The organism is Cupriavidus taiwanensis (assembly GCF_900249755.1).
Lineage (GTDB): Bacteria > Pseudomonadota > Gammaproteobacteria > Burkholderiales > Burkholderiaceae > Cupriavidus > Cupriavidus taiwanensis_D.
This window is the reverse complement of the sequence record NZ_LT976854.1, coordinates 2,240,928-2,266,660: the sequence shown is the minus strand read 5'-3', so window position 1 is coordinate 2,266,660 and position 25,733 is coordinate 2,240,928. Positions and strand designations below refer to the sequence as shown.

Genomic DNA, 25,733 nt, shown 5'->3' with positions numbered 1-25,733 from the left:
ACAGCTCGCCACGCGCTGCGGCGCGCAGGTCCCAGCCATTTGGCGCAAGCCGTTGCGGCCGCTCCCCCGATCGGGCCACGATCGATCGCTGCGCACAGCGGCACGCGCCCCGCGCTTGACCGGGTCCGGGCTTGTCGACTAACCTTGCCCGGTCATATGGACTTGCGCTGCGTGCGCACCCACCGGAGCGGCTGCGGCCCCCTCTCTCCTGCCACGATGAACCGTTACTCCAGCACTCACTGCCAGGCTGCCGATGCGTCCCGCATCGCCGCCCGCGCACGCGTGCTGGCTGTGCTGGCATCGGGCCGCGCCCTGCGCGCTTCCTCGCTACTGCTAAGCCTACCGATCGGTTGCCGGGCCTAGGGCCCCGTGGCAGTTCGGCAGCCTTTCGCCACGCTTTTTCCCTTGTTCCATCTTTCATCTTCCCTTGCGAGGAAGGAGACCCCGTATGCTCGGCAATCCCGCCACCAAGTACCGCCCCGCCGCCACCGTCGACCTCCCTGACCGCACCTGGCCCGGCCGCACCATCACGCGCGCGCCGCGCTGGATGAGCACCGACCTGCGCGACGGCAACCAGGCCCTGATCGAGCCGATGAACCCGGCGCGCAAGCTGCGCTTCTTCGAACAGCTGGTGAAGATCGGCCTGAAGGAAATCGAAGTGGCGTTCCCCGCCGCGTCGCAGACCGACTTCGATTTCGTGCGCATGCTGATCGAAGAACGCCGCATCCCCGACGACGTCACCATCGTCGTGCTGACGCAGTCGCGCGAGGACCTGATCCGCCGTACCGTCGAATCGGTGCGCGGCGCGGCCCGCGCCATCGTGCACCTGTACAACCCGATCGCACCGGCGTGGCGGCGCATCGTCTTCAATGCCTCGCGCGACGAGATCCGCGAAGTCGCGGTAGCGGGCACGCGCCTGATCAAGTCGCTGACCGACGCCATGCCCGGGACCGCCTGGACCTACGAGTATTCGCCCGAGACCTTCAGCCTGGCCGAGCTCGATTTCTCGCTGGAAGTCAGCGACGCGGTGTCGGCCGCGTGGCAGGCCGGCCCGGACCGCCCGATGATCCTGAACCTGCCGACCACGGTGGAATGCAGCACGCCCAACGTGTTCGCCGACCAGATCGAATGGATGCACCGCCGCCTCGCGCGGCGCGCGCATATCGCGCTGTCGGTGCATCCGCACAATGACCGCGGCACCGCGGTGGCGGCCGCCGAGCTGGCGCTGATGGCGGGCGCCGACCGCGTCGAGGGCTGCCTCTTCGGCAACGGCGAGCGCACCGGCAACGTCGACCTGGTGACACTGGCGCTGAACCTCTATACGCAGGGCGTGGCGCCGGGGCTGGACTTCTCCGATATCGATGCGGTGCGCCAGTGCGTGGAGCACTGCAACCAGTTGCCGGTGCATCCGCGCCATCCGTATGTGGGCGACCTGGTGTTCACCGCGTTCTCGGGTTCGCACCAGGATGCGATCCGCAAGGGCTTCGCGCAGCAGCAGCCGGACCGCATCTGGGAAGTGCCCTACCTGCCGATCGACCCGGCCGACCTGGGCCGCAGCTACGACGCGGTGATCCGCGTCAACAGCCAGTCGGGCAAGGGCGGCATGGCTTACCTGCTGGAGCAGGTGCACGGCCTCTACCTGCCGCGCCGCCTGCAGATCGAGTTCAGCCGCGCGGTGCAGGCCATGACCGACGGCACCGGGCTGGAGGCGAGCGCGGACGACCTGTATGGCCTGTTCCAGCGCGAGTACCTCGCGCGCGAAACGCCGCTGCAATATGTCTCGCACCAGCTGGCATCCGACAGTACCGGCGCCACCGTGATCACGGTGCAGATGGTGCGCGACGGCCGGCCCTGCAGCGTGCGCGGCAGCGGCAACGGCCCCATCGACGCCTTCATTGATGCGCTGGACCTGCCGGTACGCGTGATGGACTACCACGAGCATGCGATGACCGCCGGCGCCGATGCGCGCGCAGCTTGCTACGTGGAATTGCGCGTGGGCGATTCGCCGACCGGCTTCGGCGCGGGCATCGATGCCAGCCTCGTCAGCGCTTCGCTGCGCGCGGTGCTCTCGGGCGTGAACCGGCACCTGCAGGCGGGCTTTGGTGCCAGCGCTCAAACGGCACGTACCGCACCGGCCGGCGTGGCCGCCGAGGCTTGACGACCGACGCAGCCTGACGCCTGAAGTCCCGCAAGAAAACCGGTGTGCCCCGCCCCCACGGGGCACACCCGGAAAGACGCCCTTGCGGACGCCCACGACATGCCTGGTGCCGATCCGCACAACGCGTTGCGCGTGCTCGGATCTTTCGCACAGCGTAAGCGGCAGGATCCTGCCGCGCTACGAATCATTTCGCATGTGGTTAGAAGCGGCGTCCGAAGCCACGCCGCGCGTGGCCACGCTGTAGCGCCCTCGCGACGCCGCACGCACCATTTGGTTCCGCTTGTTTTGTGTCAAGACCCGCGCTGGCGCGCTCCGCCACACTGGGCGCCGGATTCGATCACAAACCAAGCAGACCCATGAAAACACTGTCTCTTCGCACCGCCACCTGTTCGGCCATCGCCGCCTGCGCCATGCTCGGCGCGTTCACCACGCCCGCCGCCGCCGCGGACGACGCGCAAGGCAACTGGATGGTGCGGCTGCGCGGCACCTACCTCGACATGGCCAACAGCTCCGACCCGGTCGGCGGCGTCGGCCCGTCGGACCGCATCACGGTCAACAACAAGTGGATCCCCGAGCTCGACGTCACCTACTTCTTCACACCGAACATTGCCGCCGAACTGGTGCTGACGGTGCCGCAGAAGCAGAACGTCTACCTCGACGGCAATAAGGTCGGCACCTTCAAGCACCTGCCACCGACGCTGCTGGTGCAATACCACTTCATTCCCAACGGCACCTTCCGCCCGTATATCGGCGCGGGCCTGAACTTCACCCGCATCTGGGGCGAGAACATCGCCAACAATGCGTTGCAGCTCGATAGCTGGAGCGTGGGGCCCGCGCTGCAGGTCGGCATGGACTACAAGCTGACCAAGAACTGGTTCCTGAACGCCGACATCAAGAAGATCTGGCTGTCGAGCGACGTCAAGGCGGGGGACGTCAAGGTCTCCAAGGTAAGCCTGGATCCGTGGCTGTTCAGCGTTGGCGTCGGGTATCGGTTCTGATCCCGCTACCTCATGAAAAAGGCCGGCGTCCGATGGGCGCCGGCCTTTTGCATTTCAGGGGAATGCGTTGCGGACCGCTACCGGAACGCCGGCTCGTCAAAGCTGCGCAGCTTGCGCGAATGCAGCTGCTCGACACCGTTCTCGCGCAGGATGCGGATCGCCTCCAGGCCGATGGTCATATGCTGGCTGACGCGCTGGCGGTAGAACGCGTTGGCCATGCCGCGCAGCTTCAGTTCGCCATGCAGCGGCTTGTCCGACACGCACAGCAGCGTGCCATACGGCACGCGCAGCCGGAAGCCGTTGGCGGCCACCGCGGCGCTCTCCATGTCGATGGCGATCGCGCGCGACTGGTTGAAGCGCGCGTACAGCGACTTGGACTTCAGTTCCCAGTTGCGGTCGTCGGTCGATACCACCGTGCCGGTGCGCATGCGGGTCTTCATCTCGTTGCCCGACAGCCCGGTCACGCGCGCCACGGCCTCTTGCAGCGCCACCTGGATCTCGGCGATGGGCGGCACCGGCACCCAGGGCGGCAGGTCGTGGTCGAGCACGTGGTCGTCGCGCACGTACGCGTGCGCGAGCACGTAGTCGCCCAGCTGCTGCGAGCGGCGCAGGCCGCCGCAGTGGCCCACCATCAGCCAGCAGTGCGGGCGCAGCACGGCGAGGTGGTCGGTCATGGTCTTGGCGTTGGACGGCCCCACCCCGATATTCACCAGCGTCACGCCCAGCTTGTCGCCGCGCACCAGGTGGTAGGCCGGCATCTGCGGCAGCACGCGCGGACGCGTGGCGTCGTCGGGCTCGGGCGCGCCCAGGTCCTGCACCACGTCGCCAGGCTCGACGAAGCGGGTGTAGCCGCCGCCGTCGCCGTCGCTCATCAGCGCGCGGCCCAGCGCGACGAATTCATCGACATAGCGCTGGTAGTTGGTGAACAGCACGAAGCGCTGGAAGTGCTGCGGCGCGGTGCCGGTGTAGTGGTAGAGCCGCTGCAATGCCAGGTCCACGCGCTCGGCGGGGAACAGCGACAGCGGCCAGGCTTCGCCGGGCACCGGCTCGTAGGTGCCGTTGGCGATGCCGTCGTCGATGCGGTTCAGTTCGGGCAGCACGAACGACGCTTCCAGCTCGCGCGCCTGGGTGTAGCTGATGTCGGTGGTCGAGGCCTCGATCACGAACGGCAGCGGGATCGGGCGCCGGCTCAGGCCCACCACCACCGGCACGCGGTGATAGCGCATCAGCCGCTCGATCTGGTCGCGGTAGTAGTCGGCCAGCAGGTCGGGGCGCGTCACCGTGGTGCCGTAGACGCCGGGGTACGCCACCGTGCCCCAGGAGGGGCGGCTGTCGGTGACCATGGTCTCGATATTGACCGAGATGCCCAGGTACGGATAGCACGCATGCGCGGCCGAGGGCAGCGGCTTGCCGCTGGCGAAGGCATCGAAGCGCGCGCGCACGGCGCCGACCGATGCCTCGTAGATCTCGCGGATGCGGGCGACCGCCGCATCCGCGTCAGTGAACTCGGCAAGCTGGTCGGCCGGATGCGCGGAGGAAAAGACGGGGGCGTTCATGGAAGCGATGATACCGCGCCGGCGCGCCACCGTGAGCGGTGCCCCACCCCGCCGGAAGCCAAATTGACGCGCCAGCGCACGCTCGCTACACTCCGCCAATTGCACAGCACGGCTTGCCGTGCCGTTCTCGACTCGCGGCGTCCCTGGTGGCAAGGGGCGGCGAGGGGGCCGTACACGCTTTGCTGGGAGAGCCGCCAATGGAAATCCGTAACCTGTTGCCCGACGACCTCGAGGCAGCCAGACAACTACTGATCGCCAATGGCTGGGCTCACCGGGTGGGCGGACCCGAGAAATTCGCGCGGCTGGTGGCCAACTCGCAGCGCGTGGCCGTGGCGGTCGAGCATGGCGAGGTCATCGGCTTTGCCCGCGCGCTGTGCGACGACGTCTGCGACGGCTTCCTGTCGATGGTGGTGGTGGCGCCCGGCCACCGCCGTCACGGCATCGGCCGCGCGCTGGTGCGGCATATCGTCGGCAGCGATCCCGATATCAGCTGGATGCTGCGCGCGGCGCGCTCGTCCGAGGCCGCCTTCTTCGGCCAGCTCGGCTTTACCCCCTCGATGGTCGCGATGGAGCGGCGCCGGCCCTGAGCTTCCCCGGCCAGCGCCACCCCGGCGCAGCATCAGCGTCTCCCACTTCCTCCGCTGGAACGCCTGAGCCACCGCGCGTGGCTAGCGGTCGCCGCGGATCGGGCCGTACTCGGCCGGCACCCACGCATAGCCCGCGGTCTCGCGGCGCACATGGCCCAGCCCCGGGAACGGCATGTGCGCGCCGCCCACCCACAACCGCCCCCGGGCGGCCTGCTCCAGGATGCGCTTGCGCGTGATCACGGCCTGGTTGCTGTCCACGTCGAACTCGATCGCCACCTGCGGCCGGCGCAGCTGCAGCGCGTGGTTGTGCACGATGTCGCCCCACAGCAGCAGGCTGTCGTTGCCCGAGGTGAACAGGTAGCCGCTGTGGCCGGGGGTGTGGCCGTTGGCCTGCACCACGCGCACGCCGGCAATGGGTTCGGTGGCGGCCGCGCCGTTGAAGGTCTGCAAGCGCTGCGCCGCCTGGTACGGCGCCACCGCGGCACGCGCCATGGCGAACAGGCCCTGCGCTGCCTTCGGCGCGGCGGCGGCGTTGGCATCGCTGAGCCAGTAGTCGAGGTCGGCCTTGTCGACATAGACCGTCGCATTCGGGAACGCAGCCTTGCCGTCCGTGGCCAGGCCGCAGGCATGGTCGCCATGCAGGTGCGTCAGCAGCACGGTATCGACCTGCTCGGGCGCATAGCCGGCGGCGCGCAGGTTCTCGCCGATGCGCCCCAGCGTCGGCCCGAAGCAGCCCGCCGCGCCGGTATCGACCAGCACCAGGCGGCTGCCGGTATGGATCAGGTAGGCGTTGACCGCGGTCTGCATGCCCGGGGTCGAAGCCACGAACATGCGCGCCAGCAGGCTCTGCACTTCGCGCGCGCTGGTGTACTTGAAGAGCTTGGGGTCCAGGTCGATGTAGCCGTCATAGAGCGCGGTGACTTCCAGCTGGCCGATCATCATGCGGTAGTAGCCCGGCACCTGGGTCTTCTGCTGCGCCGGCGGCGTGGCGGTCTGCGCGCTGGCAACGCCGCCGGACAGCACGGCGCCGCCCATGGCGATGGCAATGACGGCAGCCGATAGGGCCCGGCGCAGCGTCGGGCGCTGGCGATGGCTGGAGGTTGCATGGCGCACCACGGACTGCAGCTTCATATCCTGATCCTGTTCTGGTTGGTGTTATCGGAGGAGCAGGCCGGCGCGAGCGGGCGCGCGGCCAGCGCATATCTTAGCCGCGCCTTGCCCGACAAGGCCGCAAGGGTCAAAGCGTACCTACTTCTGCGTAAAAAACGGGGCAACGTGGCCCCGTTTTCCATGCATGGGAGCTTGCGCCGCCCGCGTTTCACTCTGGCTGGATATTCGCCGCCTTGATGATGCGGCCCCACTTGCCGGACTCCTGCAACTGGAACTTCGCCAGCTCCGCGGGCGTGCTGGTGAAGACTTCCGTGCCGGTGGACTTGTAGAAGCCGGCGGCGGTCTCGCTGCGCGCGGCCTTCACCATCATCGCGTTGAGCCTGGCGACCACAGGCTGCGGCGTACCCGCGGGCGCGTAGGCGGCGAACCAGTAGCTCATCTCGTAGCCCTTGACGCCGGCCTCGTCGATGGTGGGCACCTCCGGCGCCAGCGGCGAGCGCGCCTTGCCCGACACGCCCAGCGCGCGCAGCTTGCCGCTCTTGACCTGCGGCAGCCCGGTGGCGGTGTCGGTGATCATCATCTGGATCTGGTTGCCGAGCAGGTCGGTGATGGCGAGCGGGTTGCTCTTGTACGGCACGTGCAGCAGCTGCACCTGCGCCATCTGCTGGAACAGCTCGCCGGCAATGCGCGACGACGAGCTGCCGCTGCCGAAGCTGAGCTTGCCGGGCTGCTGCCGCGCCAGCGCGATGAACTCGCCCACGGTCTTGGCCGGCACCTGCGGGTTGACCACCATGATCTGGCCGCCGCGCCCGAGCGCCGTGACCGGCGTGTAGTCCTTGACCGGGTCGTAGGGCAGCTTCTTGAACAGGTGCTCGTTGGCCGCATGCGTGGTGTTGGTGCTGATCAGCACGGTGTAGCCGTCCGGCGCCGCCTTGGCCACGTCGGACGCGGCGATAAAGCCGTTCGCGCCCGGCTTGTTGTCGACCACCACGGTGACCTTGCTGTCCACGGTGATGGCCTGGCCGATGGCGCGCGCGAGCTGGTCGGTGGCGCTGCCCGCGGCGAACGGCACCACGAAGCGGATCGGCTTGTCGGGAAACTCGGCCCAGGCCTGGCCGGCGGGAAGGATCAGCGCGAGCGCGGCAACGGCCAGTGGCTTGAAGAACGGATGCATGGAGGTCTCCTGTTGAAATCGTTATCGGGTGAAGGCAGGGTTCAGCGGTGGTCCGCAGCGCCCGGCGCGAGCCGCGGCGGCAGCGGGATCTCGAGCTGCAGCAGGCGGAACGACAGCGCCTTGCCGTGGGTGTCGAGGTTGAGCGCATCGTTGACGCCGCCATCGAGCACGCCGTCGAGGACGAAGTTCATCGCATGCAGCGACGGCACCAGGTAGCGCGTGACCGCAGCGGGCCGGCGCGCGCGGAACAGCTCGCGCACCGCGTCTTCGGTCACGTGCGCCACCAGGTGGTCGAAGTCGCGCGGGTCGTAGGCGATCACGCTGATGTTGGAGCGGTCGCCCTTGTCGCCGGTACGGCCATGGGCGAACTGGTAGAGCGTTGCGGTGGCGGTCATGGCGGACTTCCTCAGTCGATGAAGGTGTGGGTGGGCGTGACCGCTGCGCGCGGCACCAGGCACGACACCGCGTTCAGCCGCGCGCGCTGCGCGGTGCGCACGCCGCCGCCGCCGGCGGGGCCGCACGTGTAGAGCGCGTTGACCTCGCGCTGCAGCGCCTGCGCCACGGCCAGGTCGTCATGCGCCAGCGCGGCGCGCAGGCGCACGTCCTGCGCCTGCGCCTCGTGCGGCTGGGGCTGCGCGAGCATGGCGCCGGCATCGTCGGCCAGCACGCTGAGCACGCCGATAAGGTCGAAGCGGATCGGCGCGTCGTGGCCCAGCATCCGCATGCGCCGGCGCAGGATATCGGCGGCCAGCCGCGCGCGCGCCGCGGCATTGGGGCCGGCGTAGGAGATCTCGCCCTCGGCCAGCCAGCCGCCGTGGCTGAACACATTGGCCTTGAGCTGCGCCGGGCGCGGGTGGCCGCGCACATTGCGCACCGACACGCGGTCCGGCCCCAGCTGCGCCACGGTGACGGCGCCGATATCGGCCACCACGTCCGGCGTCAGGTACGCGCACGGGTCGTGCACCTCGTACAGCAGCTGTTCCTTGACCGTGCGCAGGTCGACGCAGCCGCCGGTATCGGCGGCCTTGAAGATCTCGATGCCGCCGTCGGCATCGAGCTGCGCGATCGGGAAGCCCAGCGCGTGCACGTCCGGCACCTCCTTGCGCCCCGGATCGGCAAAGTAGCCGCCGGTGACCTGCGCCCCGCATTCCAGCAGGTGCCCGGCCATGGTGGCGGCGGCGAGCCGGTCCCAGTCGTCCCACGCCCAGCCGAAGTGCGCCATCGCCGGCCCCACCGCCAGCGCCGGGTCGGCCACGCGCCCGCACACCACCACCTGGGCCCCGGCGGCAAGGGCATCGGCAATGCCTTGCGCGCCGATATATGCGTTGGCGCAGACAAAGCGTTCGGCGTCGAAGGCGTCGCCCAGGATGCCGTGCAGGCGCGCGCGCCCCCCTTCATCGGACAGGTCATCGCCCTCCACCACCGCCACGCGCGGCGCCGTCAGGCCCAGTTCCCGCGCCAGCTGCCGCACGCGCCGCGCGGCCGCGCGCGGGTTGGCGGCGCCGAAATTGCCGACGATGGGAATGCGGTGCTGCAGGCACAGGACCAGCACCGGCGCCAGCAGCGCATCGAGCAGCGGCTCGTAGCCCTGCGCGGGATCGTTGCGCCGCGCCAGCTGCGCCAGCGCCAGCGTGCGCTCGGCCAGGGTCTCGAAGATCAGCGCGGCCGGCTGCGCCGCGGCGATCAGCGTGCGCACCACCGGCAGCGCGGCGTCGGTGCGGTCGCCGGAAAAGCCGGCGCCGGAGCCGATCAGCAAGGGAGCAGTCATGGTTGGGAGCAAGGGTTGGCAGGTCGATCCCATTCTAGGGGCGGCGCGCCGAGCCAAAAAACGGATTATTTGGATTAATCTATCGACTTCCTGAATATATCCGCCGGCGCCATGAACCTCTCGGTCAAGCACCTGCGCGCCTTCGTGGCGCTGGCCACCTATCGCAATTTCACGCGCGCGGCGCGTGCCTGCCACCTGTCGCAGTCGGCCTTCAGCGCGCTGGTGCAGACGCTGGAAGAGCAGGCCGGCAGCCGGCTGTTCGAACGCACCACGCGCCATGTGGAGCTGAGCACGGACGGCGTGCGCTTCGAGCAGACCGCACGCCGGCTGCTGGCCGACTTCGAGAGCGCGTTCGAAGACCTGCGCGCGCACGCCGAGCGGCGCAAGGGCCGGGTCTCGATCGCCGCGCTGCCCTCGCTCGCCGGCGGCGACCTGCCGCCGCTGCTGGCGCGGTTTCGCGCGCGCTATCCGGGCATCGTGCTGGAGCTGTTCGACCAGCTTGCCGACGGCTGCATCGAGCTGGTCCGGCAGGGCCGCGCCGACTTTGCGCTGGCGCCCGCGCCGGCGCAGGACGACGACCTGCGCGTCGAGCCGCTGGTGCGCGACACCTTCCACCTGGTTTGCCCGGCGGACCATGCGCTGGCGCGCAAGCGGCGCATCACCCCCGAGATGCTGGCGGGGCTGCCGTTCATCCAGCTGTCGCGCACGACCAGCGTGCGCCAGCACCTGGACGCGGCGCTGCATCCGTTGCGCCTGGCCAGCGTGATGGAGGTGGAGCACCTGGCGACGGTGGCGGCGCTGGTGCAGGCGGGGCTGGGCATCAGCGCGGTGCCGTCACTGGCGCTGTTCCAGTTCCGCCGCGAGGGGCTGGCGATCCGGCCGCTGCAGCTGCCTTCGCTGGTGCGCGATATCAGCCTGGTGCGGCTCAGGGACCGCGGCGACTCGGCCGCGGCCGCGGCGATGATCGAGGCCCTGCAGGCGTTCTACCGCGGCGGCAAGGCGCCGGCGCGGCGCTGATCCACGGGCAGGATCGGCACGCAGAATTGGGTACGCTTTGGCGAAAAGGCAGGGCGCGGCGCGCCTGCAGTGCCCGGTTCAGAAGTGCCCGAGATAGCCGCCGTCGACCGCCAGCACCTGCCCGGTGACGTAGGACGCCGCCGGCGATGCCAGGAACACCACCGCGCCCGCCACCTCCTGCGGCTGGCCCCAGCGGCCCAGTGACGTCCGCTGGCGCAGCCACTCGGCCACGCTCTCGTCCTCGACCATCGGCTGGTTCGGTTCGGTGGCGAAGTAGCCGGGGGCGACCGCATTGACCGTGACGCCGTGGCGGCCCAGGTCGGCGGCCATGGCGCGCGTGAGCGCGTCCAGGCCGCCCTTGGTGGCGGGATAGAGCACGTCGCCGGCGCGCGCCACCTGGCCCGCGATCGAGCTGACATTGACGATACGCCCGTAGCCGCCGTGGCGCATGCGCTGCGCGGCCAGCCGGCACAGCGCGTAAGGGGCCACCAGGTTGGTCTCGAGCATGGCGCGCAGGTCGCCGGCATCGAGCTGCGCCATGTTGCTGCGGTTGCGCGCGCCGGCGTTGTTCACCAGGATGTCGAGCCGGCCATGATCGGCGTCGATGCGGTCGAACGCCGCCGCCACCGCGGCCTCGTCGGTGATGTCGAGCACCAGCGCCTCGGCGCTGCCGCCGCGCGCTGCCAGCGTGGCGACGGCCTCGTGCACGCGCGGCGCATTGCGGGCCACCACCAGCACATGGGCGCCGGCATCGGCCAGCCCGGCGGCGATCGCCAGGCCCAGGCCCTGCGCGGCGCCGGTCACCAGCGCGACGCGGCCATGCAGCGCGAACGGGGTACGGGAATCGGGGGAAGGGATCGGAATAGCCATGCGGGCGACTATACCGCAGCCACCGGCCCCCGCACCGGTGGCCGCGCGCTAGCGGATCAGCTTGCCGGTCGACGACACGATCGACATTTCGACGAACGACGAGCCGGTGTGGCGCGCGGCGCTGTAGCTGATCAGGATGCCGCCGAGGTCGAAGTCGCGCATCCCCTCCAGCGCCGCGACCAGCCGCTCGCGGGTCAGGTCGGGTCCGGCGCGGCGCAGGCCTTCGACCAGCACCTTGGCCGACATGAAGCCCTCCATGCCGGCGTTGGACGGCTCCACGCCCTGCTGCTTGGCCAGGCTGCGGTATTCGCTGGCCAGCGTCATCTGGCTGGAGTTGGTGCCCGGCACCACCTGCGTGATGATCAGGCCGCGCGCGTCGTCGCCCAGTTCGCGGATAAAGGCGTCGGCGGCATTGTTGGACAGCGTGACGAACTGCGCCTCGCTGCCGGCCCGGCGCAGTTCGCGGATGATGCGCGCCGCTTCCGAGCCGGAGCCGATCACCAGCACCGCCTGCGGGTTGGCCTTGTGCATGGCGGCCACGCCCTGGCCGATGTCGCCCATCGGGCGGGCGAAGTTGACCGTCGCCGCGGGCTGCACGCCGCGTGCCTGCAGCGCGGTGCTGTAGCCCTCCAGCACGTCCTGGCCGAAGCCGTCGTTGGCGTAGAAGATGCCGATGCGGCTCATGCCGGACGTGGCCAGGTGATTGATGGCGCGCGCCACTTCGTCCTGGTACTTGGCGCGCACGTTGAAGACGTAGCGGTTCACCGGCCGGTGCAGCGTGATCGCGCCGGTCAGCGGCGCCACCAGCGGCACCTTCTGCGCGGCGATGATGGGCAGGATGCTTTCGTTCTGCGGCGTGCCGCGCACCATGAACAGCGCGAACACCTTGTCTTCGTCGAGCAGCTTGCGCACGTTGTCGGGCGTGCGCTTGGCATCGAAGCCGTCGTCGTAGGTGACCAGCTCGATGCGCCGGCCCGCCACGCCGCCGCTGGCATTGACCGTGCGCAGGTACACCTGCGCGCCGGCGATCTGCTCCTTGACCGAGCCCGCCACCGGCCCCGTGATGCCGGCCGACTGGCCGATGCGGATGGTGTTGCGGGTCACGCCCGGCTCTGCCCGGGCCGTGTGCGCGGCCCACCCCAGCGTGGCGGCCAGCACGCCGCACGCGATCCATTTCGCCTTCATTGTCTCGACCCCTCCGCCTGGACGGCTGCTTTCATTGTTTTGTGGCGGCGCAGCAGGCATGGCCCGCGCGCCGTCACGCAAGTTACCGCATGCGTGTGACGTGGGCAAACCGGGAAAGCAGGGGGTGTTGCAGCGGCATCACACCGGAACCGGGGCGGTTCCGGTGCGGGCCGCGGCGCGCATGCATGGCGCGCCAGGAGACAAGACACGCAGCGCCGCGCTACGAACACAGGCGCCGGATCAGGGGAATATCAGGGGAAGGCCGGGATGGCCGGATCGACGCCGGCGAAGCTGGCTTCCGGATGCGCGTTGCGCAGCAGGGTTTCGATTTCTTCGACGCGCGTGCGCGGCACGTCCACCATCAGCAGGATCTTGCCCGCCTCGATGTCCTTCTCGAACGCGCGCAGCCGGCTGTTGGGCGCGGAGCTGCCGATCATGCTCGCGGCCCAGGCCCCGAACACCGCGCCCAGCACCGCGAGCACGCCGACCAGCCCCCACTGCGGGGTGTCGCTGACGATGGGGAACATCGCCACCACCACGCCGGCCACCACGCCCACGCCGCCGCCGACCATCAGGCCCATTTCGGCCGCATGGACGATATCGGAAGTCTGGAACAGGTTGGCTTCATGCAGGCCGGTCATGTCGGCACCGTCGCGCGCCACGAAGTGGATGTGGCGGTTCTCGACGCGAGCCAGCAGCAGGTCATCCATGGTGCGTCGGGCACTCGACAGGTCGGGCAACAACCAGAAGATGCGTTTGCGCATGTCTCTCTCCTTGTTCAGGCCGCACTACCGGTGAGGTTGAAGCAGGTCGGAAAGTACCGCTGGCGGCGCGGGGTTATTTCTTTGTACGCCGTTCACGGGGCCAGCGCAAGGCGCGTTTCGGCGCTGGCGCACGGTGCCGGAAGATGTGACGCGCACGCGTGCCCCGCGCGGAGCGGGGCACGCATTACGTCGGCGCAGCGCGCCGCGCCGGCGCTTCAGAAAGTGATCGGGAGGCGCACGTTGACCTGCAGGTCCGGGGTATCGCGCGTCAGCCCTGCGCCCACCGAAAGGTTCAGCGTGTAGCGGTTGTTGAAGCGGTACGAATACCCCACCAGCAAGGTGCCCTGCGTCACGCGCACCGAGCCCGGCACGGTCTGGCCGTTCTGCTTGGTCGGCCAGATGATGGCCTGGTCGTAGCCGATACTGAACGACGCCTTCTCGTTGAGCGACAGCCCCATGCCGAAGCTGAACTCGAAGATGTCCCCCGGCGCGATCTTGCCAAGGTTCTCCTTCTCGCCGTTCAGCACGGTGCGGCTGACGTTGTTGCGCGCGAAGTTGTGCAGGTAGCTGAAGGTGCCGAAGAACACCGCCGGATCGGTCGGCAGCAGCCACGTGATGCCGGGCTGGATCGCCTGGAAGCCGGTGCCGGTGGGCAGCCCCAGCGGCAGGCCGGTGCCGGTGGCATTGCCCACGCAGCGCGTCACGCAATCGGTGACCACCTCGAACGGGTCCTTGCCGGTGGCGGACTTGTAGCGCAGCCAGCCGACGAAGTACGGGATGCGCTCATTGCCGTAGTTGAGCTGGTAGCGCACCGTGGCCTCGACATCGCCCATGCCCTTGCCGCTGGAATTGAACACGTTGTCGAAGGCGGTGCCGGTGAAGACCTCGCGGCTGATGGTCGAGCCCGAGGTCTGCACGTACGGCACCTTGGCCTCGATCTCGAGCCGCTTGGTCACGCCGTAGCGCAGCGCGATCGATTCGATATAGGTCGAGGTCTTGACTTCGCGCACATCGATCAGCCCGATCAGGATGGCCGGGATGATCGAGTAGCCGACCAGCGCGACGCGGTTGTTCGACGAATAGCCGTACTGGAAGCCCGGCTCGACCACGAACTTGCCCTCGCCGGTGAGCACCCCGGGCTGGTCGATCAGCGGCGCCACCTCGGGCGGGCGCTGGTCGCTCTCGGGCGGACGGCCCACGGGCTCGTCCATCGCCACCGTCTGCGGGCTGGCGGACTCGCCCTGCTGTGCGCCGGGCTGCGGCCCCTGGGCCATGACCTGCTGCGGGCTGCTGCCCAGACCCGGCGCGCCCTGCGTGGCACTGGCCGCCGCTGCCGCGGTGGCGGCGTTGGTGGCGTTGTCGGCCGGCATCACGCCGGGGCCGGTGCGCTGCCCGCCGCGCTTGGTGGCCAGCACCTCGGTGCCGATCACGCTGCGCAGTTCGCGGATCACGGCCTCCTGTTCGGCCAGCGCGCGCTTCATGGCGTCGAGCTGGGTGGCCTGGTCGGCGAGCTCCCTCTGCAGGGACTCCAGTCCCGCCGCGGGTGGCCCCGCCTCCGGCGGCGTCTGTGCCTGCGCCAGTCCGCCGAGCAACAGCAACGTCGAGCATCCCGCATTGCGGATGCCCTGCATCGACCGCTTCTTCATCACGTCTTCCTCCCCCGGACGACAGGCTGTTCTGCAGGAGCCTGCGACCTGTACTGCCAGCTACCTCGCTAACGGCTATCTCATGCTCGCGGCCCGCAGCAGCGCATCGTTCAGCGCCGTGTTGGCCAGTTGCGACCGGAAGGCCTGCAGCGTATTGACGCTTGCGTCGATTGTCATCAGGCTCCGGATGCTCTGGTTGTTCAATGTGTTCTGGATCACGGTCACCGGCGTTCCCGCCAGCGCCCCCACCGATGCGGCATTGCCCGGGCCGTTCTGGATCACGTTCAGCAAGCCGTTGGTCACGACCTGGCCCGTGGCGGTACTGACGACGGTGCCGGGCAGGCCCGCCGCGCCTGCCGCACCGGCAGCGGCGCTACTGCCGCCCGCCGCACCGGCGCTGGCGGCGGCGCCGCCATTGGCCGCTGCCGAAGCCGTACCGCCCGCCCCTGCGCCGCCCGAAGCCGATGCCGCCGCGCCGGCGCCGTTGGCGCCCATCGCCGCGGCAGCGTCGGCCGTGACCGGGTTGCCCGCCAGCGCGTTGGCCACCGCGGCATTGGTGCTGGCTGCGATGGCCGGCCCCAGCGTCGCGGCGAGCCGCGCGGCCTGGTCGGCAGTGATGCGGCTGATGTCTGGGATGTTAATGCTGGTGGCGACCACCAGGTCACCGTTGATGTACACCGCGCGTTCGATACCGAACGAAACCTGCAGCCCGGACATCTCGAAGCCGCCGCGCATGTCGTCGAGCTTGTCGTGCGCCACCGGTTTCCAGCCGGCCATGCCGCCGCGCGCGGCGGCCAGGGGATGAGGGTCGGCACGCTCGCGCGCGGCCATCGCTGCCTGCGACGGCAGCGCCGAGGCATCGGGCGGCCCGGGCTGCGGCGGCATGCCGGCCTGTGCCGTGCCGGCGCACGCCAGGCCTGCGCCCAGCACCATCGCCGCGGCCGCGGAGGCGGCGCTGCGTGGCACGGCCGGGGCCGGCAAGGAAGTCTGCAACATGATGCGTTCCTCAAAAATCCCCGGCGCCATGCCGGGGCATGACCGTGAAGAACAGGTTGTCCCGGTTGACGCCCATCCAGTAAGGACCGCTGGGCGCGACGCGCCAGTCCGCGGCGACGTTGAAGCGCGCGCGGTCGGCGCGGTTGTGGATCACGAACAGCAGCTGGCTGTCCCAGATGCGCTCGAACTGTTCTCGCGACATCGCGCGCGTGCCGCGCGCCGGATCGCCGACCAGCACGCGGTCGCCCTTCACCCCCTTGACCACCACGAAATGGTGGTAGCCGTTCTCGACGATCAGCACGATCGCCGGCACCTGCGTTTCCTCCAGCTTGGACAGCGGCAGCTCGAAGCCATCGGCCTCATAGCCCAGCGCCGCCAGGAAGCGCTTCATGTCCAGCAGCGAGAACCCCTCGGCGCGGATCTTCTGCTGGTCGCCGTTGAGGTACATGTTGCGGAACACCGTGGCCTCGTTGATCGGATGGCCGTACTGGTACGTCAGCAGCGTGGCCACCGCGGCCGAGCCGCAGCTGAAGTCGAACTGCTGGCGAATGGTGGACTTGAAGCGCGCCTCGCGAATGCTGGTGACGCGCACGCTGTAGGGTTCGCCGACCGGGCCGTACATCGCGACGTCCGCGGCCTGCGCGCCGGGCACGTGCGCCCCGGCCAGCAGCCACGGCACGCACGCCAGCAGGATTCGCAGCGGCTTCATCATCTGAACTGGACGTTGACGATGGTGGCGTTCTGGATCAGCACGTTCGATCCCGAGTTCTGGATCGCGGTGGGGATCCCCGCCGCATTCGAGAACGCGCCTTCGGTGATGTGGTTCGCGCCGGACAAGGTATTGACCGCGGCGTTGTCGGCCACGGTGCCGTGCAGGCGCATATCGTTGACGGTGACTTCGGCACCGCCGCGGACATCATTGAGCCGGGACACGGGCACGGCTTTCGCCACGCCGGCGAACGAGGTGGCCGGTGTGCGCGTGGCCTCTGTCGCGGTGTCGCCTGGCGCCGCCCGGATGGCCGCGGCAGACTCCGCGCGCGCAGCGGCCATGGCGGCCTCCAGCCCTGGCGGCTCCGCGTGGGCCAAGGCTGGCCAGGCAAGTAATGCCGCGGCAAAGGCGCCGACGGCGAAGCGGACCGGTTGCATGGTATCTCCCCCCCTGCCGATGCGCCGGCTTTCTGCAGCCGGCTGCATGGCAACTTGGCTTGCGTAGGCATGACAGGGCCCGGGCGCCCGCACACAGGATGCGGGCGCCGGTCCTGCCGGCATGACTGCGAAACCGCCGGCCGGCCCCGAGGCAGGCCCCGGGAATCCGGCCGCGTTGCGCGTCTTACCTGCCGCCCACGTTGAGGTTGGCCTGCACGTTCACGCTTTGCTGCACCAGCGAAGCCACGCCGCTGTTCTGGCTGGCCATCATGATGCCCGCCGCCGTCTGACCGACGCTGGTCATGGTGTTGGACATGTTGAAGGTGCCTGCGTCGACGAGGTTGTAGCCGCCAGCACCGCCGGTACCGCCAGCGCCGCCGTTGCCCACGCCACCCACGCCGCCGGTGCCGCCGGTGGCCGCGCCGCCGCTGCCGCCGTTGCCGCCGTTGCCGCCGTCGCCGCCGTCACCGGCGGTGGCGCTGCCGTTCGACGCCAGCGCGTTGGCCGCGCCCGAGGTAGCCGCCGCGCCCGCGCCGCCGGCACCGCCGGTGCTGCTCTGCGCGCCGCCGGCACCGCCGGTCGCCGTGCCGTTGCCAGCCGTCGCCGTCGAGCCCGCGCCGCTCGAGCCGCCCGCGCCGCCCGTGCCGCTGCCGGCGCCGCCGGTCGCGGCCGAGCCGGAGCTGCCGGAACCGCCCGCACCGCCGGAGGCACCCGCGCCGCCGCCCGTGCCGGTACCCGCGCCCGCCGTGTTGGTCCCGGTCGCGCCGGATCCGCCACCGGCGCCGCCGGCACCGCCGGCATCCGCGCCACGGCCGTTGGCATCGCCGCCGCTGCCGCCCGCGCCGCCAGCCGCGCCGCCATGTCGCGCGCGGCGGCCGGCAGGTCGGGCTGCGCGTGCAGGCTCAGTTCGATATCCGGCACCGCGGCGGGCCAGCCATGCTCCAGCACGGTGTGATGCGCCGTGGCCAGCCGCCGCGGCAGCAGCGTTACGCCCAGGCCATCGGCCACCGCCGCCAGGATGCTGGCCAGGCTGGCGCTGACAAAGGCCACGCGCCAGCGCCGGCCGCCGGCGTCGAGCGCGTGCGTCATCTCGCCGCGATACAAACCGCCCACCGGGAACGCCACCAGCGGCACCGGGTCGCGCGCCACCGCCGGGCGGCTGCGGCTGTCGATCCAGCACAGCGGTTCGGGCCAGCTGGCCAGCCCCTGCGCCTGGCCGGTGCGCTGCTTGACCAGCACCAGGTCCAGCTCGCGGTCCTGGAAGCGCTGCCACAGCTCGTGGCTCATGCCGCTGGTCACCTCCAGCCGCATGCCCGGCCAGTCATCGGCAAACCCGGCCAGCACCGGGGTCAGCGGCCGCGCGGCAAAGTCCTCGGGCACGCCCAGCCGGATCTCGCCCTGGCCGGCGCTCTGGCGCAATTGCCCCACCGCCTCGGCCATCAGCTGCTGCAGCCGGCGCGCATAGCCCAGCAGGCGCTCGCCTTCCGGCGTGGTGGTGACATAGCGCCCGCCGCGGTCCAGCAGCACGCAGCCGAGCTGCTCTTCCAGCCGGCGCACCTGCTGGCTGACGGTGGACTGGGTCAGGTGCACGCGCTGGGCGGCGCGGGTAAAGCTGCCGCTCTCGGCGACGGCGACAAAGCTCTGCAGCAGCACGGGGTCGAGATGGGGGTCCTGCATGGCGGCTTATCCATTGGTTTTTCCACTGCCGGCGATTTCATCATTTAATTTCCCAATTACCAAGGCCCGGCGTACAGTTCGGCACGATGCCCCGGCCCGCGTCCGGGTGCCATCGCCCCCAAATCTCAAGCTTCATGCCGCGTCGCACGCGAGCATGTACCCACTTTTCTGCCAACCATGACGACTCACCAGGAATTCATGCGCGAGGCGGTCCGCCTCGCGGTGGCCAACCGCGACCGCGGCGCGCGTCCCTTCGGCGCCGTGCTGGTGCTCGACGGCGAAGCCGTTGCCACCGGCGTCAACGACATCGTCCACAGCCACGACCCCACCACCCATGCCGAGATGGAGGCGGTGCGCGCCGCCGCGCGCAAGCTGGGGCGGCCCGACCTGCGCGGCAGCGTGGTCTATGCCAGCGGCCACCCGTGCCCGATGTGCCTGGCGGCGATGACCATGGCCGGGGTGCAGGCGGTCTACTACGCCTTCGACAACGACGATGCCGCGCCCTACGGCATGTCGAGCGAGGCCGCCTACCAGGCGCTGCGCCTGCCGCTCGACCCGCCGCCGCTGCCGCTCACGCGGGTGCCGGTCGACCTCTCCGCCGCGCAGCTCTATGGCATGCGCGCGCGCCGTGGCTGAGGGCGCCAAGCCCGCGCACCGCGCGCACCGCGCGCCCCCGCGCTGGCTGGTGCTGGCGGCCGTGGCCGGCATCGGCCTGAACCTGCGGCCGTTCCTGACCGCGGTGGGGCCGCTGGCGCCCGCCATCCGCGGCGGCACCGGCCTCACCTACCAGGGCATGGCCTGGCTGACGCTGCTGCCGATGCTGCTGATGGGGGTGGGCGCGTTCTTCGGCCCGGCCATCCGCGCGCGGCTGGGCGCGCGCACCGCGGTGCTGGGCGCGCTGGCCTTGCTTGGCGCCGGCTGCGCGCTGCGGCTGGGCGTGGCCGGCGGGACCTGGCTGATCGCCTCGGCGGCGCTGTGCGGGCTGGGCGTGGCGGTGGTGCAGGCGGCGTGCCCGGGGCTGGTCAAGCAGGAATTCCCGGCGCGCGTGGCGCCGGTGATGGGCTTGTATTCGGCGGCGCTGATGGGGGGCGGCGCGCTGGGCGCGCAGTTGTCGCCCTATGTGTCCGGGCTGGCCGGCAGCTGGCGCGAGGCGCTGGCGTTGTGGGCCGTGCCCGCGCTGGCCGCGCTGGCACTGGCGTGGTGGGCGCTGCCGCGCGGCGCGGCCGGCACGCCGGCCTTGGCGGCCGCCCCGGCCATCGGCGCCGGCAAGACCCGCGCGCTGTTGCGGCGCCCGCGCACGTGGCTGCTGATGGCCTGCTTTGGCGTGATGAACGGCGGCTATGCGTCGCTGGTGGCGTGGCTGGCGCCGTTCTACCAGAGCCACGGCTGGAGCGCGCCGGCGAGCGGTTCGCTAGTGGCGCTGATGGCGGTGGCGCAGGCCGCCGCCGCGCTGCTGCTGCCGGCGCTGGCGGCGCGCCGCCTGGACCGGCGCGCGTGGATGGCGCTGGCGCTGGCCCTGCAGGTTGCCGGCTTTGCCGGGCTGGCGCTGTGGCCGGACGCGGCCCCGCACGCCTGGGCCGTGATCGGCGGCGCCGGCCTGGGCGGCTGCTTTGCGCTGTACCTGGTGGTGGCGCTCGACCACCTGCCCGACGCCGACAGCGCCGGCGCGCTGAGCGCGGTGATGCAGGGCGGCGGCTTCCTGCTGGCGTCGCTGGCGCCGTGGATCACCGCCATGCTGCAGGCGCGCACCGGCAGCTTCGCCGCGGGCTGGTGGTACCACCTGGCGTGCGCGGCGCTGGTCGGCGTGCTGACCATGCGGCTGGACCCGGCGCGCTACGGCGCATCCTTTGCGTTGCCGGCGCCCGCCGGCAGCGCAAAGGCTGGATGAAACCGGCCTGGCCGCGATGACGGCGCACGGTTGATACCAGTCCGGGCATCAGCCTGACGACCGGTTGGCAAGCTCAGCGGGCCGGCGCGGCCTCCACCACGGCGGTGGCATCCGCCGGCACCTGCGCCTGCGGCAGTGCGAACAATGCCGCGGCGGGCGGCGACAGGCCCTGCAACCATTGCAAGGCAAGCACGATAAGCATGACCGGCATGGCGCCTCCTTCCCGCATACATGGCCACTTCCCACTGGTATAGCCCATCGCGCCCCGGTGGCGCCAAATGCAGCGCCGCTGGCGCGCCCCGGCGTACCCGTTTCTGCGCGCCTGCCGGGCCGGCCGGGACCACGGCAGCGGCGCCGCCGGGACCGCCAGCCTTGCGAGAATTATTTCCCATGTAACGTCACATTACGTTCGACGTTCTGCCCCGGCGCCGCTCGCCGTGGCCGCCACCGCGCCCGCCAGGCCTTGCCTGGCAAGGACTTCCGGCGGGGCACGCCGGCGCAGCGGCAGCTGGTCCGCGCCATCCCCCTTGTGAGACAGGCTTACAAGTGCAAGCGCGCAGCGCGGGGCCCGGCCGCTACATTGGGGCCATGTCCAACGCGATCCCGCCAGGAGCCCTGATGAAACGCGCCCTCTCCCTGGTCGTGCTGCTGTCCACCACCGCCGCACTGCTTTCCGCCTGCATCGTGGTGCCCCCGCGCGGTGGCCCGCCGCCGCGCCACCACCACCATCACCACTATTGATTCCGCCACCGCCCAAAGGAGCCCTCCCATGAAACGCCAACTCCTGCTTGCAGCAGCCGTCCTTGCCACGGGCGGCGCCTTCGGACTGACCGCCCCCGCCGAAGCCCATACGGCGCCCGTCGCCCGCGGCTACGGCCACCCGCCGCCGCCGCCGCGCTACGAGCCGCACCCGGCCGCGCGCCGCGGCCAGGTCTGGGTCCCGGGCCACTGGGAAGCCCGCGGCGCACGATACGCCTGGCGCGGTGGCTACTGGCAGCCGCAGCGCGTCGGCTACCGCTATGTGCCCGAGCGCTGGGTGCGCGGGCCGCACGGCTGGGTCATGCGCCCGGGCCGCTGGGTACGCTGAGCCAGGCAGCCGGCGCCATCATCCTGCACCGCGGCCTGCCTCCCCACCGATGGGTGGTGGCAAGCCCGGCGCGGCCGGTGCCGCCGGCGCCGCAGCCCTCATCCATGGTGGTATCCGCGCCTCATCCTTATGCACTAGGCCATGCGCGCGAGCCGCCGGGAAAGCTGCTGAATTGATTAAACAACAAACCTTTCCGGAGCGCGTTTCATAATTGGAGCAGCGCCGCTGATCGTGTATTTCGGACATCCCTCAATAGGGTTATAAAGCCGTCATATCGTGCCATGGATAATAGAAACTGTTTCAGAATTGCAACCAATTAAATTCTGTATGTCACATCCGTGAAACCGCCGGGAACGGCGCCAGCGCGCCGTTCCCGGAACCTGCCAGGCATAAATGCGATTTATTTGAAAGGATTATGACGGTCCTTTCACTCCCTCCCTCATTCCACCCCCAGCCCGCTGGCTTGCATTCCCCTCACCCAGCCCATAAGATGAATTCCAACTGATTTTGGAGCAAAGCAAGTACCCAGGTTCGGGTTCGGGTTCATCCTTCCAGCCATGGGCAAGTTCCTGCCAGAACAACGGAACCGCCCGGCATGGAAGCATGGGGGTCAGCCAACGAGACAACCACCAGCCACCGGCCATCGCGGTGACTGCGGTCCTCTCATGTCCTCCATACGAAAAGTGCCCCACAGTCCGCCCGGGTAAAAAACGGGGAGTGAAGTCCATGAATGCGTTGCTGATCGAGGAGCATCCGCTGCTCCGGCTCGGGCTGTTGCAGATGCTCGAGAACATCCACGAATCCGCGCAGGTTGCGGCCCTAGCACCAACGGAAATGGCCAGGCTGGACGCCCGGCACCATAACGCGGACCTGCTGGTATTTGGCATGCCCGCCGACCCCGCGCCCGGCTGGGCGCTGCTGGAACAAGCCCGGCAGACGCTCGCGCCGCAACGCATCCTGATCCTCGCCGACACCCTGCCCCTGCATGTGCCAAGCGCGGACAGCGCGCGCGGCATCTGCGGCTGCCTGCCCAAGTCCGCCTCGCTGGCGGTGATCGAGGCCGCCATCCGCATGGCCGTGTCGGGCGTGCAGGGGCTGGTGTTCAGCGCCGAGACCGGCACCCTGCCGTCGGCGTCGCGCTCGGCGATGCCCGCCACGCAGTCACTCGCCTCGGCGGCGCCGCTGCCGCTCAGCGCCGCGCATCCGGGCCAGGCGCCGGGGGAGCAGCTGGCGCTGGCGTCCTGCGCCAGCACCCCGCGCGCCGCCATGCGTACCACCATGGCCTTGCGCGACCTGACCGAATTGCGGCCCGGCCAGCCGCTGTCCGCGCCGGCGGCGCTGTCGCCAACGCCCGCTGCCATGCCGCTGAGCGAGGAAGAACCCGGCTACGACGAGGCCGAGATGCTCAAGATCACGCCGCGCCAGTACGAAGTGCTGGTGCTGCTGGCGCGCGGCTATCCGATCAAGACCGTCAGCCGCATGCTCAACATCTCGGTGGCAACGGTGAAGAGCCACGCCTGCACGCTGTACCAGCGCCTCAAGGTGCGCAACAAGGGCGAGGCCGTCTACGCCGCCCTGCAGCGCGGCGCCACGCTGGAATGGGTCAGCGGCGACGAACGCATCACGCGCGAAACCAATGGCGCCGGGGTGACCACCGGGGTGGCCACCGGGGTGGCCACGAGACGCAGCGAACCGCCGTGCCAGGCGGTCAGGCAAGCAGTCTGAGCACTGCTGCGCCAGCTTTGCCGCGCCGCGCCCGCACAGACGGGCCGGCGCAAACCCGGCGCTTGCCGGACGGGAGGGGTCATCATGCAAGCCAGCACGTTCTTGCCCAGCTTTTCCGTGTGCGTCAGCACGCGCGACCATCCGGCGGGCCTGCGCCGGACCCTGCAGTCGATCGCGGCATCGACCATGCCGCCCCACCAGCTGATCGTCTGCGATGACAGCAGCGACGACGCCACGCGCGCGCTGATGCGCGACGCGTACCCCGACATCCCCTGCCTGGACGGTCCCCGGCGCGGCGCCGCCGCCAGCCGCAACCGGCTGCTGCGCGCAGCCACCGGCACCCATGTGCTGTTTCTCGACGACCACGCCGCGCTCGGGCCAACCTTCCTGCAGCAGATGGGCGAGCGCCTGGCCGACGACTTCATCTACCGCGTCGCCGCCGGCGGCAACGCCGACGCGCTGGTGCTGACCGGCACGGCGCTGTGCGCGGGCCAGTGCCTGCGTCCGCAGCGCCAGGACTTCCTCGGGCAGCCGTTGCGCCAGCCGCCGCGCGGCAACGCGCGCGCGCGGCCGCTGTGCGCGGTGGTGCTGGCGAGCACGGTGTTCCCGCGCGCGCTGCTGGAACGGCTGCCGTTCGATGAACACCTCGATGCCGGCTACGACGTCGCCGACCTGACCGGGCGCGCGGTCTATGGCTGCGGCTGCCGCATCGAGCTGGTCCCGAGCGCGATGAACCAGCTCGATGCGCAGCAGCCGGCGCCATGCGAGGGCAGCCCCGCCGCCGATGCCGCGCGCATGGCCACCATGCTGCACCGCTACGGGCGCAGCCAGCACCGCCACGGCAAGGCCGCGCTGTTCCTGATGCTGGCGCTGCCGCACAACCTCGGCCAGCACCTGCAGCGCAGCGGCTGGCGCGGCGTGGCGCCGTTCTGCACCACCACGCGCCTGCTGTGGCAGCACTTGCGGCTTGCGCCTGCGCATGACGGCACCGAAGCGCGCCCCCGCGCCGAGGTGACGGCGCCGCTGCCGCGCACCTGATCCGTGGCGGTGCGCCCACAGCGCCAGCCGCCGTTGTGTGGGGTAGCAGACGGTGCGCTGCCGCAGTGCGGCGCTACAGTCGCCCCACTTGCTAACGGATCAGAGCCATGGGCGCAAACGAGCTGGACACTCTTGGTCATATCACTGCCAGCGGGCCGGAGCGGGCCCCGCCACGCGGGCGCAACGGCATCCGCCGCGCGCTGATTACCGGCATCACCGGGCAGGACGGCGCCTACCTGTGCGAACTGCTGTTGGGCAAGGGCTATGAAGTCCACGGCATCAAGCGGCGCAGCTCGCTGTTCAACACCGAGCGCATCGACCACCTGTACCAGGACCCGCAGGCGCAGGAGCGCCGGCTGATCCTGCACCACGGCGACATGACCGACACCGCCAGCCTGGTGCGCGTGGTGCAGCAGTCGCAGCCCGACGAGATCTACAACCTCGCCGCGCAGAGCCACGTGCAGGTCTCGTTCGAAGAGCCCGAGTACACCGCCAACACCGACGCCATCGGCACGCTGCGCCTGCTCGAGGCGATCCGCATCCTGGGGATGGAGAAGCTCACGCGCTTCTACCAGGCCTCGACCTCCGAACTCTACGGGCTGGTGCAGGAAATCCCGCAGAAGGAAACCACGCCGTTCTACCCGCGCAGCCCGTATGCCGCCGCCAAGCTCTACGCCTACTGGATCACGGTGAACTACCGCGAGGCCTACGGCATGTACGCCTGCAACGGCATCCTGTTCAACCATGAAAGCCCGGTGCGCGGCGAGACCTTCGTCACCCGCAAGATCACGCGCGCGATCGCGCGCATCGCGCTGGGGCTGCAGGAAACGCTGTACCTGGGCAACCTGTCGGCGCTGCGCGACTGGGGCCATGCGCGCGACTACGTCGAGATGCAGTGGCTGATGCTGCAGCAGCCGGCGGCCGAAGACTTCGTCATCGCCAGCGGCGAGCAGCACAGCGTGCGCGAGTTCGTGCAGCGCGCGGCGCGCGAGCTGGGCATCACCATCACCTTCCATGGCAGCGGCGTCGACGAGGTCGGCATCGTCGAGCAGGTCGATCCGCCCGCCCGCGCCGGTGCGATCGCGCCGGCATGCAAGCCGGGCGAGATCGTGGTGCGGGTCGATCCGCGCTACTTCCGGCCGACCGAGGTGGAAACGCTGCTCGGCGATGCCAGCCGCGCGCGCGAGCGCCTGGGCTGGACCCCGCGCATCGGCTTCGCCGAACTGGTCCGCGAAATGATCGAGGCCGACTACGCCGCGGCGCGCCGCGACGCGCTGGTCAGGCTGGCCGGCTTCCAGGCCTTCAACCATCTTGAGTAGCCGCTGGCACGGCCAACGCGAGGC

General features: G+C 70.3%; 24 protein-coding genes and 2 pseudogenes. 11 read left to right on the top strand and 15 right to left on the bottom strand.

What is annotated here, in order from left to right:
* Window positions 1-448: 448 nt before the first annotated feature.
* Window positions 449-2,158, top strand: a complete 1,710-nt coding sequence (gene leuA, locus CBM2594_RS25720) for a 2-isopropylmalate synthase (RefSeq protein WP_116359573.1) — start codon at window positions 449-451, stop codon at window positions 2,156-2,158.
* A gap of 356 nt (window positions 2,159-2,514) precedes the next feature.
* Complete coding sequence (locus CBM2594_RS25715; protein WP_116359572.1) at window positions 2,515-3,156, top strand: OmpW/AlkL family protein; 642 nt, start codon at window positions 2,515-2,517, stop codon at window positions 3,154-3,156.
* A 77-nt stretch (window positions 3,157-3,233) separates the two neighbouring features.
* On the opposite strand, the gene CBM2594_RS25710 is transcribed toward CBM2594_RS25715, so the two are convergent.
* Complete coding sequence (locus CBM2594_RS25710) at window positions 3,234-4,712, bottom strand: AMP nucleosidase (protein WP_174079133.1); 1,479 nt, start codon at window positions 4,710-4,712, stop codon at window positions 3,234-3,236.
* Window positions 4,713-4,909: 197 nt separating this feature from the next.
* Between CBM2594_RS25710 and CBM2594_RS25705 the strand changes: the two genes are divergently transcribed.
* Window positions 4,910-5,299, top strand: a complete 390-nt coding sequence (locus tag CBM2594_RS25705) for a GNAT family N-acetyltransferase (RefSeq protein ID WP_116359571.1) — start codon at window positions 4,910-4,912, stop codon at window positions 5,297-5,299.
* An 81-nt stretch (window positions 5,300-5,380) separates the two neighbouring features.
* Here the strand turns inward: CBM2594_RS25705 and CBM2594_RS25700 are convergent, their stop codons facing one another.
* From CBM2594_RS25700 to CBM2594_RS25685, 4 genes are all read right to left on the bottom strand, one after another.
* Window positions 5,381-6,430: an MBL fold metallo-hydrolase gene (locus CBM2594_RS25700; RefSeq protein WP_116359570.1), complete on the bottom strand. Its 1,050-nt coding sequence runs from the start codon at window positions 6,428-6,430 to the stop codon at window positions 5,381-5,383.
* Between the two features lie 187 nt (window positions 6,431-6,617).
* The gene (locus CBM2594_RS25695) at window positions 6,618-7,583 is read right to left on the bottom strand and encodes a Bug family tripartite tricarboxylate transporter substrate binding protein (protein ID WP_116359569.1); all 966 of its coding nucleotides are present in this window, start codon (window positions 7,581-7,583) and stop codon (window positions 6,618-6,620) included.
* Window positions 7,584-7,624: 41 nt separating this feature from the next.
* Window positions 7,625-7,978, bottom strand: a complete 354-nt coding sequence (locus CBM2594_RS25690; RefSeq protein WP_116359568.1) for an AtuA-related protein — start codon at window positions 7,976-7,978, stop codon at window positions 7,625-7,627.
* An 11-nt stretch (window positions 7,979-7,989) separates the two neighbouring features.
* Window positions 7,990-9,351, bottom strand: a complete 1,362-nt coding sequence (locus CBM2594_RS25685; RefSeq protein WP_116359567.1) for an acyclic terpene utilization AtuA family protein — start codon at window positions 9,349-9,351, stop codon at window positions 7,990-7,992.
* Window positions 9,352-9,462: 111 nt separating this feature from the next.
* Between CBM2594_RS25685 and CBM2594_RS25680 the strand changes: the two genes are divergently transcribed.
* Window positions 9,463-10,368, top strand: coding sequence for a LysR family transcriptional regulator (locus CBM2594_RS25680; protein WP_116359566.1), 906 nt, complete (start codon window positions 9,463-9,465; stop codon window positions 10,366-10,368).
* A 78-nt stretch (window positions 10,369-10,446) separates the two neighbouring features.
* On the opposite strand, the gene CBM2594_RS25675 is transcribed toward CBM2594_RS25680, so the two are convergent.
* The 9 genes and pseudogenes from CBM2594_RS25675 to CBM2594_RS25640 all read right to left on the bottom strand — a co-directional run.
* On the bottom strand, window positions 10,447-11,238 hold the full coding sequence (locus CBM2594_RS25675) for an SDR family oxidoreductase (RefSeq protein ID WP_116359565.1): 792 nt from the start codon (window positions 11,236-11,238) through the stop codon (window positions 10,447-10,449).
* A 48-nt stretch (window positions 11,239-11,286) separates the two neighbouring features.
* Window positions 11,287-12,423 carry an ABC transporter substrate-binding protein gene (locus tag CBM2594_RS25670; protein ID WP_116359564.1) on the bottom strand — a complete coding sequence of 379 codons (1,137 nt, stop codon included), beginning with the start codon at window positions 12,421-12,423 and terminating at the stop codon, window positions 11,287-11,289.
* A 251-nt stretch (window positions 12,424-12,674) separates the two neighbouring features.
* Window positions 12,675-13,187, bottom strand: a complete 513-nt coding sequence (locus tag CBM2594_RS25665; RefSeq protein ID WP_116359563.1) for a DUF1269 domain-containing protein — start codon at window positions 13,185-13,187, stop codon at window positions 12,675-12,677.
* Between the two features lie 215 nt (window positions 13,188-13,402).
* Window positions 13,403-14,833, bottom strand: coding sequence for an acetate kinase (locus CBM2594_RS25660; RefSeq protein WP_116359562.1), 1,431 nt, complete (start codon window positions 14,831-14,833; stop codon window positions 13,403-13,405).
* 75 nt (window positions 14,834-14,908) lie between these two features.
* On the bottom strand, window positions 14,909-15,829 hold the full coding sequence (locus tag CBM2594_RS25655; RefSeq protein WP_116359561.1) for a flagellin: 921 nt from the start codon (window positions 15,827-15,829) through the stop codon (window positions 14,909-14,911).
* A 10-nt stretch (window positions 15,830-15,839) separates the two neighbouring features.
* Entirely contained in the window at window positions 15,840-16,538 is a 699-nt protein-coding gene (locus CBM2594_RS25650; RefSeq protein ID WP_116359560.1) for a C39 family peptidase, read from the bottom strand.
* Window positions 16,538-16,975, bottom strand: a complete 438-nt coding sequence (locus tag CBM2594_RS25645) for a hypothetical protein (RefSeq protein ID WP_116359559.1) — start codon at window positions 16,973-16,975, stop codon at window positions 16,538-16,540. Before CBM2594_RS25645 ends, CBM2594_RS25650 begins: the two co-directional genes overlap by 1 nt.
* A 184-nt stretch (window positions 16,976-17,159) precedes the next feature.
* A pseudogene (locus CBM2594_RS27230) lies at window positions 17,160-17,831 on the bottom strand (hypothetical protein); the annotation flags it as partial.
* A pseudogene (locus tag CBM2594_RS25640) lies at window positions 17,816-18,652 on the bottom strand (LysR family transcriptional regulator); the annotation flags it as partial. The pseudogenes CBM2594_RS25640 and CBM2594_RS27230, both read right to left, overlap by 16 nt.
* A 177-nt stretch (window positions 18,653-18,829) precedes the next feature.
* Between CBM2594_RS25640 and CBM2594_RS25635 the strand changes: the two are divergent.
* Both CBM2594_RS25635 and CBM2594_RS25630 read left to right on the top strand, forming a co-directional pair.
* A complete protein-coding gene (locus CBM2594_RS25635) occupies window positions 18,830-19,288 on the top strand; it encodes a nucleoside deaminase (protein ID WP_116359558.1) in 459 nt (152 codons plus the stop codon).
* A complete protein-coding gene (locus CBM2594_RS25630) occupies window positions 19,263-20,540 on the top strand; it encodes a cyanate transporter (RefSeq protein ID WP_198048210.1) in 1,278 nt (425 codons plus the stop codon). The genes CBM2594_RS25635 and CBM2594_RS25630 overlap by 26 nt, the downstream gene beginning before the upstream one ends.
* A 73-nt stretch (window positions 20,541-20,613) precedes the next feature.
* On the opposite strand, the gene CBM2594_RS25625 is transcribed toward CBM2594_RS25630, so the two are convergent.
* Window positions 20,614-20,751 (bottom strand): hypothetical protein, encoded by a 138-nt coding sequence (locus CBM2594_RS25625; protein WP_174079148.1) that lies wholly within the window; start codon window positions 20,749-20,751, stop codon window positions 20,614-20,616.
* A gap of 407 nt (window positions 20,752-21,158) precedes the next feature.
* Here CBM2594_RS25625 and CBM2594_RS27050 point away from each other — a divergent pair, with 407 nt between their 5' ends.
* The 5 genes from CBM2594_RS27050 (at window position 21,159) to gmd (ending at window position 25,709) form a co-directional block, all read left to right on the top strand.
* The gene (locus tag CBM2594_RS27050; protein WP_255638404.1) at window positions 21,159-21,281 is read left to right on the top strand and encodes a hypothetical protein; all 123 of its coding nucleotides are present in this window, start codon (window positions 21,159-21,161) and stop codon (window positions 21,279-21,281) included.
* A gap of 28 nt (window positions 21,282-21,309) precedes the next feature.
* A complete protein-coding gene (locus tag CBM2594_RS25620) occupies window positions 21,310-21,627 on the top strand; it encodes a YXWGXW repeat-containing protein (RefSeq protein WP_116359557.1) in 318 nt (105 codons plus the stop codon).
* Window positions 21,628-22,353: 726 nt separating this feature from the next.
* Window positions 22,354-23,352 carry a helix-turn-helix transcriptional regulator gene (locus CBM2594_RS25615; RefSeq protein ID WP_116359556.1) on the top strand — a complete coding sequence of 333 codons (999 nt, stop codon included), beginning with the start codon at window positions 22,354-22,356 and terminating at the stop codon, window positions 23,350-23,352.
* A gap of 84 nt (window positions 23,353-23,436) precedes the next feature.
* Window positions 23,437-24,390, top strand: coding sequence for a glycosyltransferase family 2 protein (locus CBM2594_RS25610; protein WP_116359555.1), 954 nt, complete (start codon window positions 23,437-23,439; stop codon window positions 24,388-24,390).
* Window positions 24,391-24,497: 107 nt separating this feature from the next.
* On the top strand, window positions 24,498-25,709 hold the full coding sequence (gene gmd / locus CBM2594_RS25605) for a GDP-mannose 4,6-dehydratase (protein ID WP_174079152.1): 1,212 nt from the start codon (window positions 24,498-24,500) through the stop codon (window positions 25,707-25,709).
* Window positions 25,710-25,733 lie beyond the last annotated feature (24 nt).

Excerpts from the sequence above, each read along its gene's own strand:
- leuA (WP_116359573.1), top strand. The coding sequence starts at position 449 with ATGCTCGGCAATCCCGCCACCAAGTACCGCCCCGCCGCCACCGTCGAC.
- CBM2594_RS25715 (WP_116359572.1), top strand. The coding sequence starts at position 2,515 with ATGAAAACACTGTCTCTTCGCACCGCCACCTGTTCGGCCATCGCCGCC.
- CBM2594_RS25710 (WP_174079133.1), bottom strand. The coding sequence starts at position 4,712 with ATGAACGCCCCCGTCTTTTCCTCCGCGCATCCGGCCGACCAGCTTGCC.
- CBM2594_RS25705 (WP_116359571.1), top strand. The coding sequence starts at position 4,910 with ATGGAAATCCGTAACCTGTTGCCCGACGACCTCGAGGCAGCCAGACAA.
- CBM2594_RS25700 (WP_116359570.1), bottom strand. The coding sequence starts at position 6,430 with ATGAAGCTGCAGTCCGTGGTGCGCCATGCAACCTCCAGCCATCGCCAG.
- CBM2594_RS25695 (WP_116359569.1), bottom strand. The coding sequence starts at position 7,583 with ATGCATCCGTTCTTCAAGCCACTGGCCGTTGCCGCGCTCGCGCTGATC.
- CBM2594_RS25690 (WP_116359568.1), bottom strand. The coding sequence starts at position 7,978 with ATGACCGCCACCGCAACGCTCTACCAGTTCGCCCATGGCCGTACCGGC.
- CBM2594_RS25685 (WP_116359567.1), bottom strand. The coding sequence starts at position 9,351 with ATGACTGCTCCCTTGCTGATCGGCTCCGGCGCCGGCTTTTCCGGCGAC.
- CBM2594_RS25680 (WP_116359566.1), top strand. The coding sequence starts at position 9,463 with ATGAACCTCTCGGTCAAGCACCTGCGCGCCTTCGTGGCGCTGGCCACC.
- CBM2594_RS25675 (WP_116359565.1), bottom strand. The coding sequence starts at position 11,238 with ATGGCTATTCCGATCCCTTCCCCCGATTCCCGTACCCCGTTCGCGCTG.
- CBM2594_RS25670 (WP_116359564.1), bottom strand. The coding sequence starts at position 12,423 with ATGAAGGCGAAATGGATCGCGTGCGGCGTGCTGGCCGCCACGCTGGGG.
- CBM2594_RS25665 (WP_116359563.1), bottom strand. The coding sequence starts at position 13,187 with ATGCGCAAACGCATCTTCTGGTTGTTGCCCGACCTGTCGAGTGCCCGA.
- CBM2594_RS25660 (WP_116359562.1), bottom strand. The coding sequence starts at position 14,833 with ATGAAGAAGCGGTCGATGCAGGGCATCCGCAATGCGGGATGCTCGACG.
- CBM2594_RS25655 (WP_116359561.1), bottom strand. The coding sequence starts at position 15,829 with ATGTTGCAGACTTCCTTGCCGGCCCCGGCCGTGCCACGCAGCGCCGCC.
- CBM2594_RS25650 (WP_116359560.1), bottom strand. The coding sequence starts at position 16,538 with ATGAAGCCGCTGCGAATCCTGCTGGCGTGCGTGCCGTGGCTGCTGGCC.
- CBM2594_RS25645 (WP_116359559.1), bottom strand. The coding sequence starts at position 16,975 with ATGCAACCGGTCCGCTTCGCCGTCGGCGCCTTTGCCGCGGCATTACTT.
- CBM2594_RS25635 (WP_116359558.1), top strand. The coding sequence starts at position 18,830 with ATGACGACTCACCAGGAATTCATGCGCGAGGCGGTCCGCCTCGCGGTG.
- CBM2594_RS25630 (WP_198048210.1), top strand. The coding sequence starts at position 19,263 with ATGGCATGCGCGCGCGCCGTGGCTGAGGGCGCCAAGCCCGCGCACCGC.
- CBM2594_RS25625 (WP_174079148.1), bottom strand. The coding sequence starts at position 20,751 with ATGCCGGTCATGCTTATCGTGCTTGCCTTGCAATGGTTGCAGGGCCTG.
- CBM2594_RS27050 (WP_255638404.1), top strand. The coding sequence starts at position 21,159 with ATGAAACGCGCCCTCTCCCTGGTCGTGCTGCTGTCCACCACCGCCGCA.
- CBM2594_RS25620 (WP_116359557.1), top strand. The coding sequence starts at position 21,310 with ATGAAACGCCAACTCCTGCTTGCAGCAGCCGTCCTTGCCACGGGCGGC.
- CBM2594_RS25615 (WP_116359556.1), top strand. The coding sequence starts at position 22,354 with ATGAATGCGTTGCTGATCGAGGAGCATCCGCTGCTCCGGCTCGGGCTG.
- CBM2594_RS25610 (WP_116359555.1), top strand. The coding sequence starts at position 23,437 with ATGCAAGCCAGCACGTTCTTGCCCAGCTTTTCCGTGTGCGTCAGCACG.
- gmd (WP_174079152.1), top strand. The coding sequence starts at position 24,498 with ATGGGCGCAAACGAGCTGGACACTCTTGGTCATATCACTGCCAGCGGG.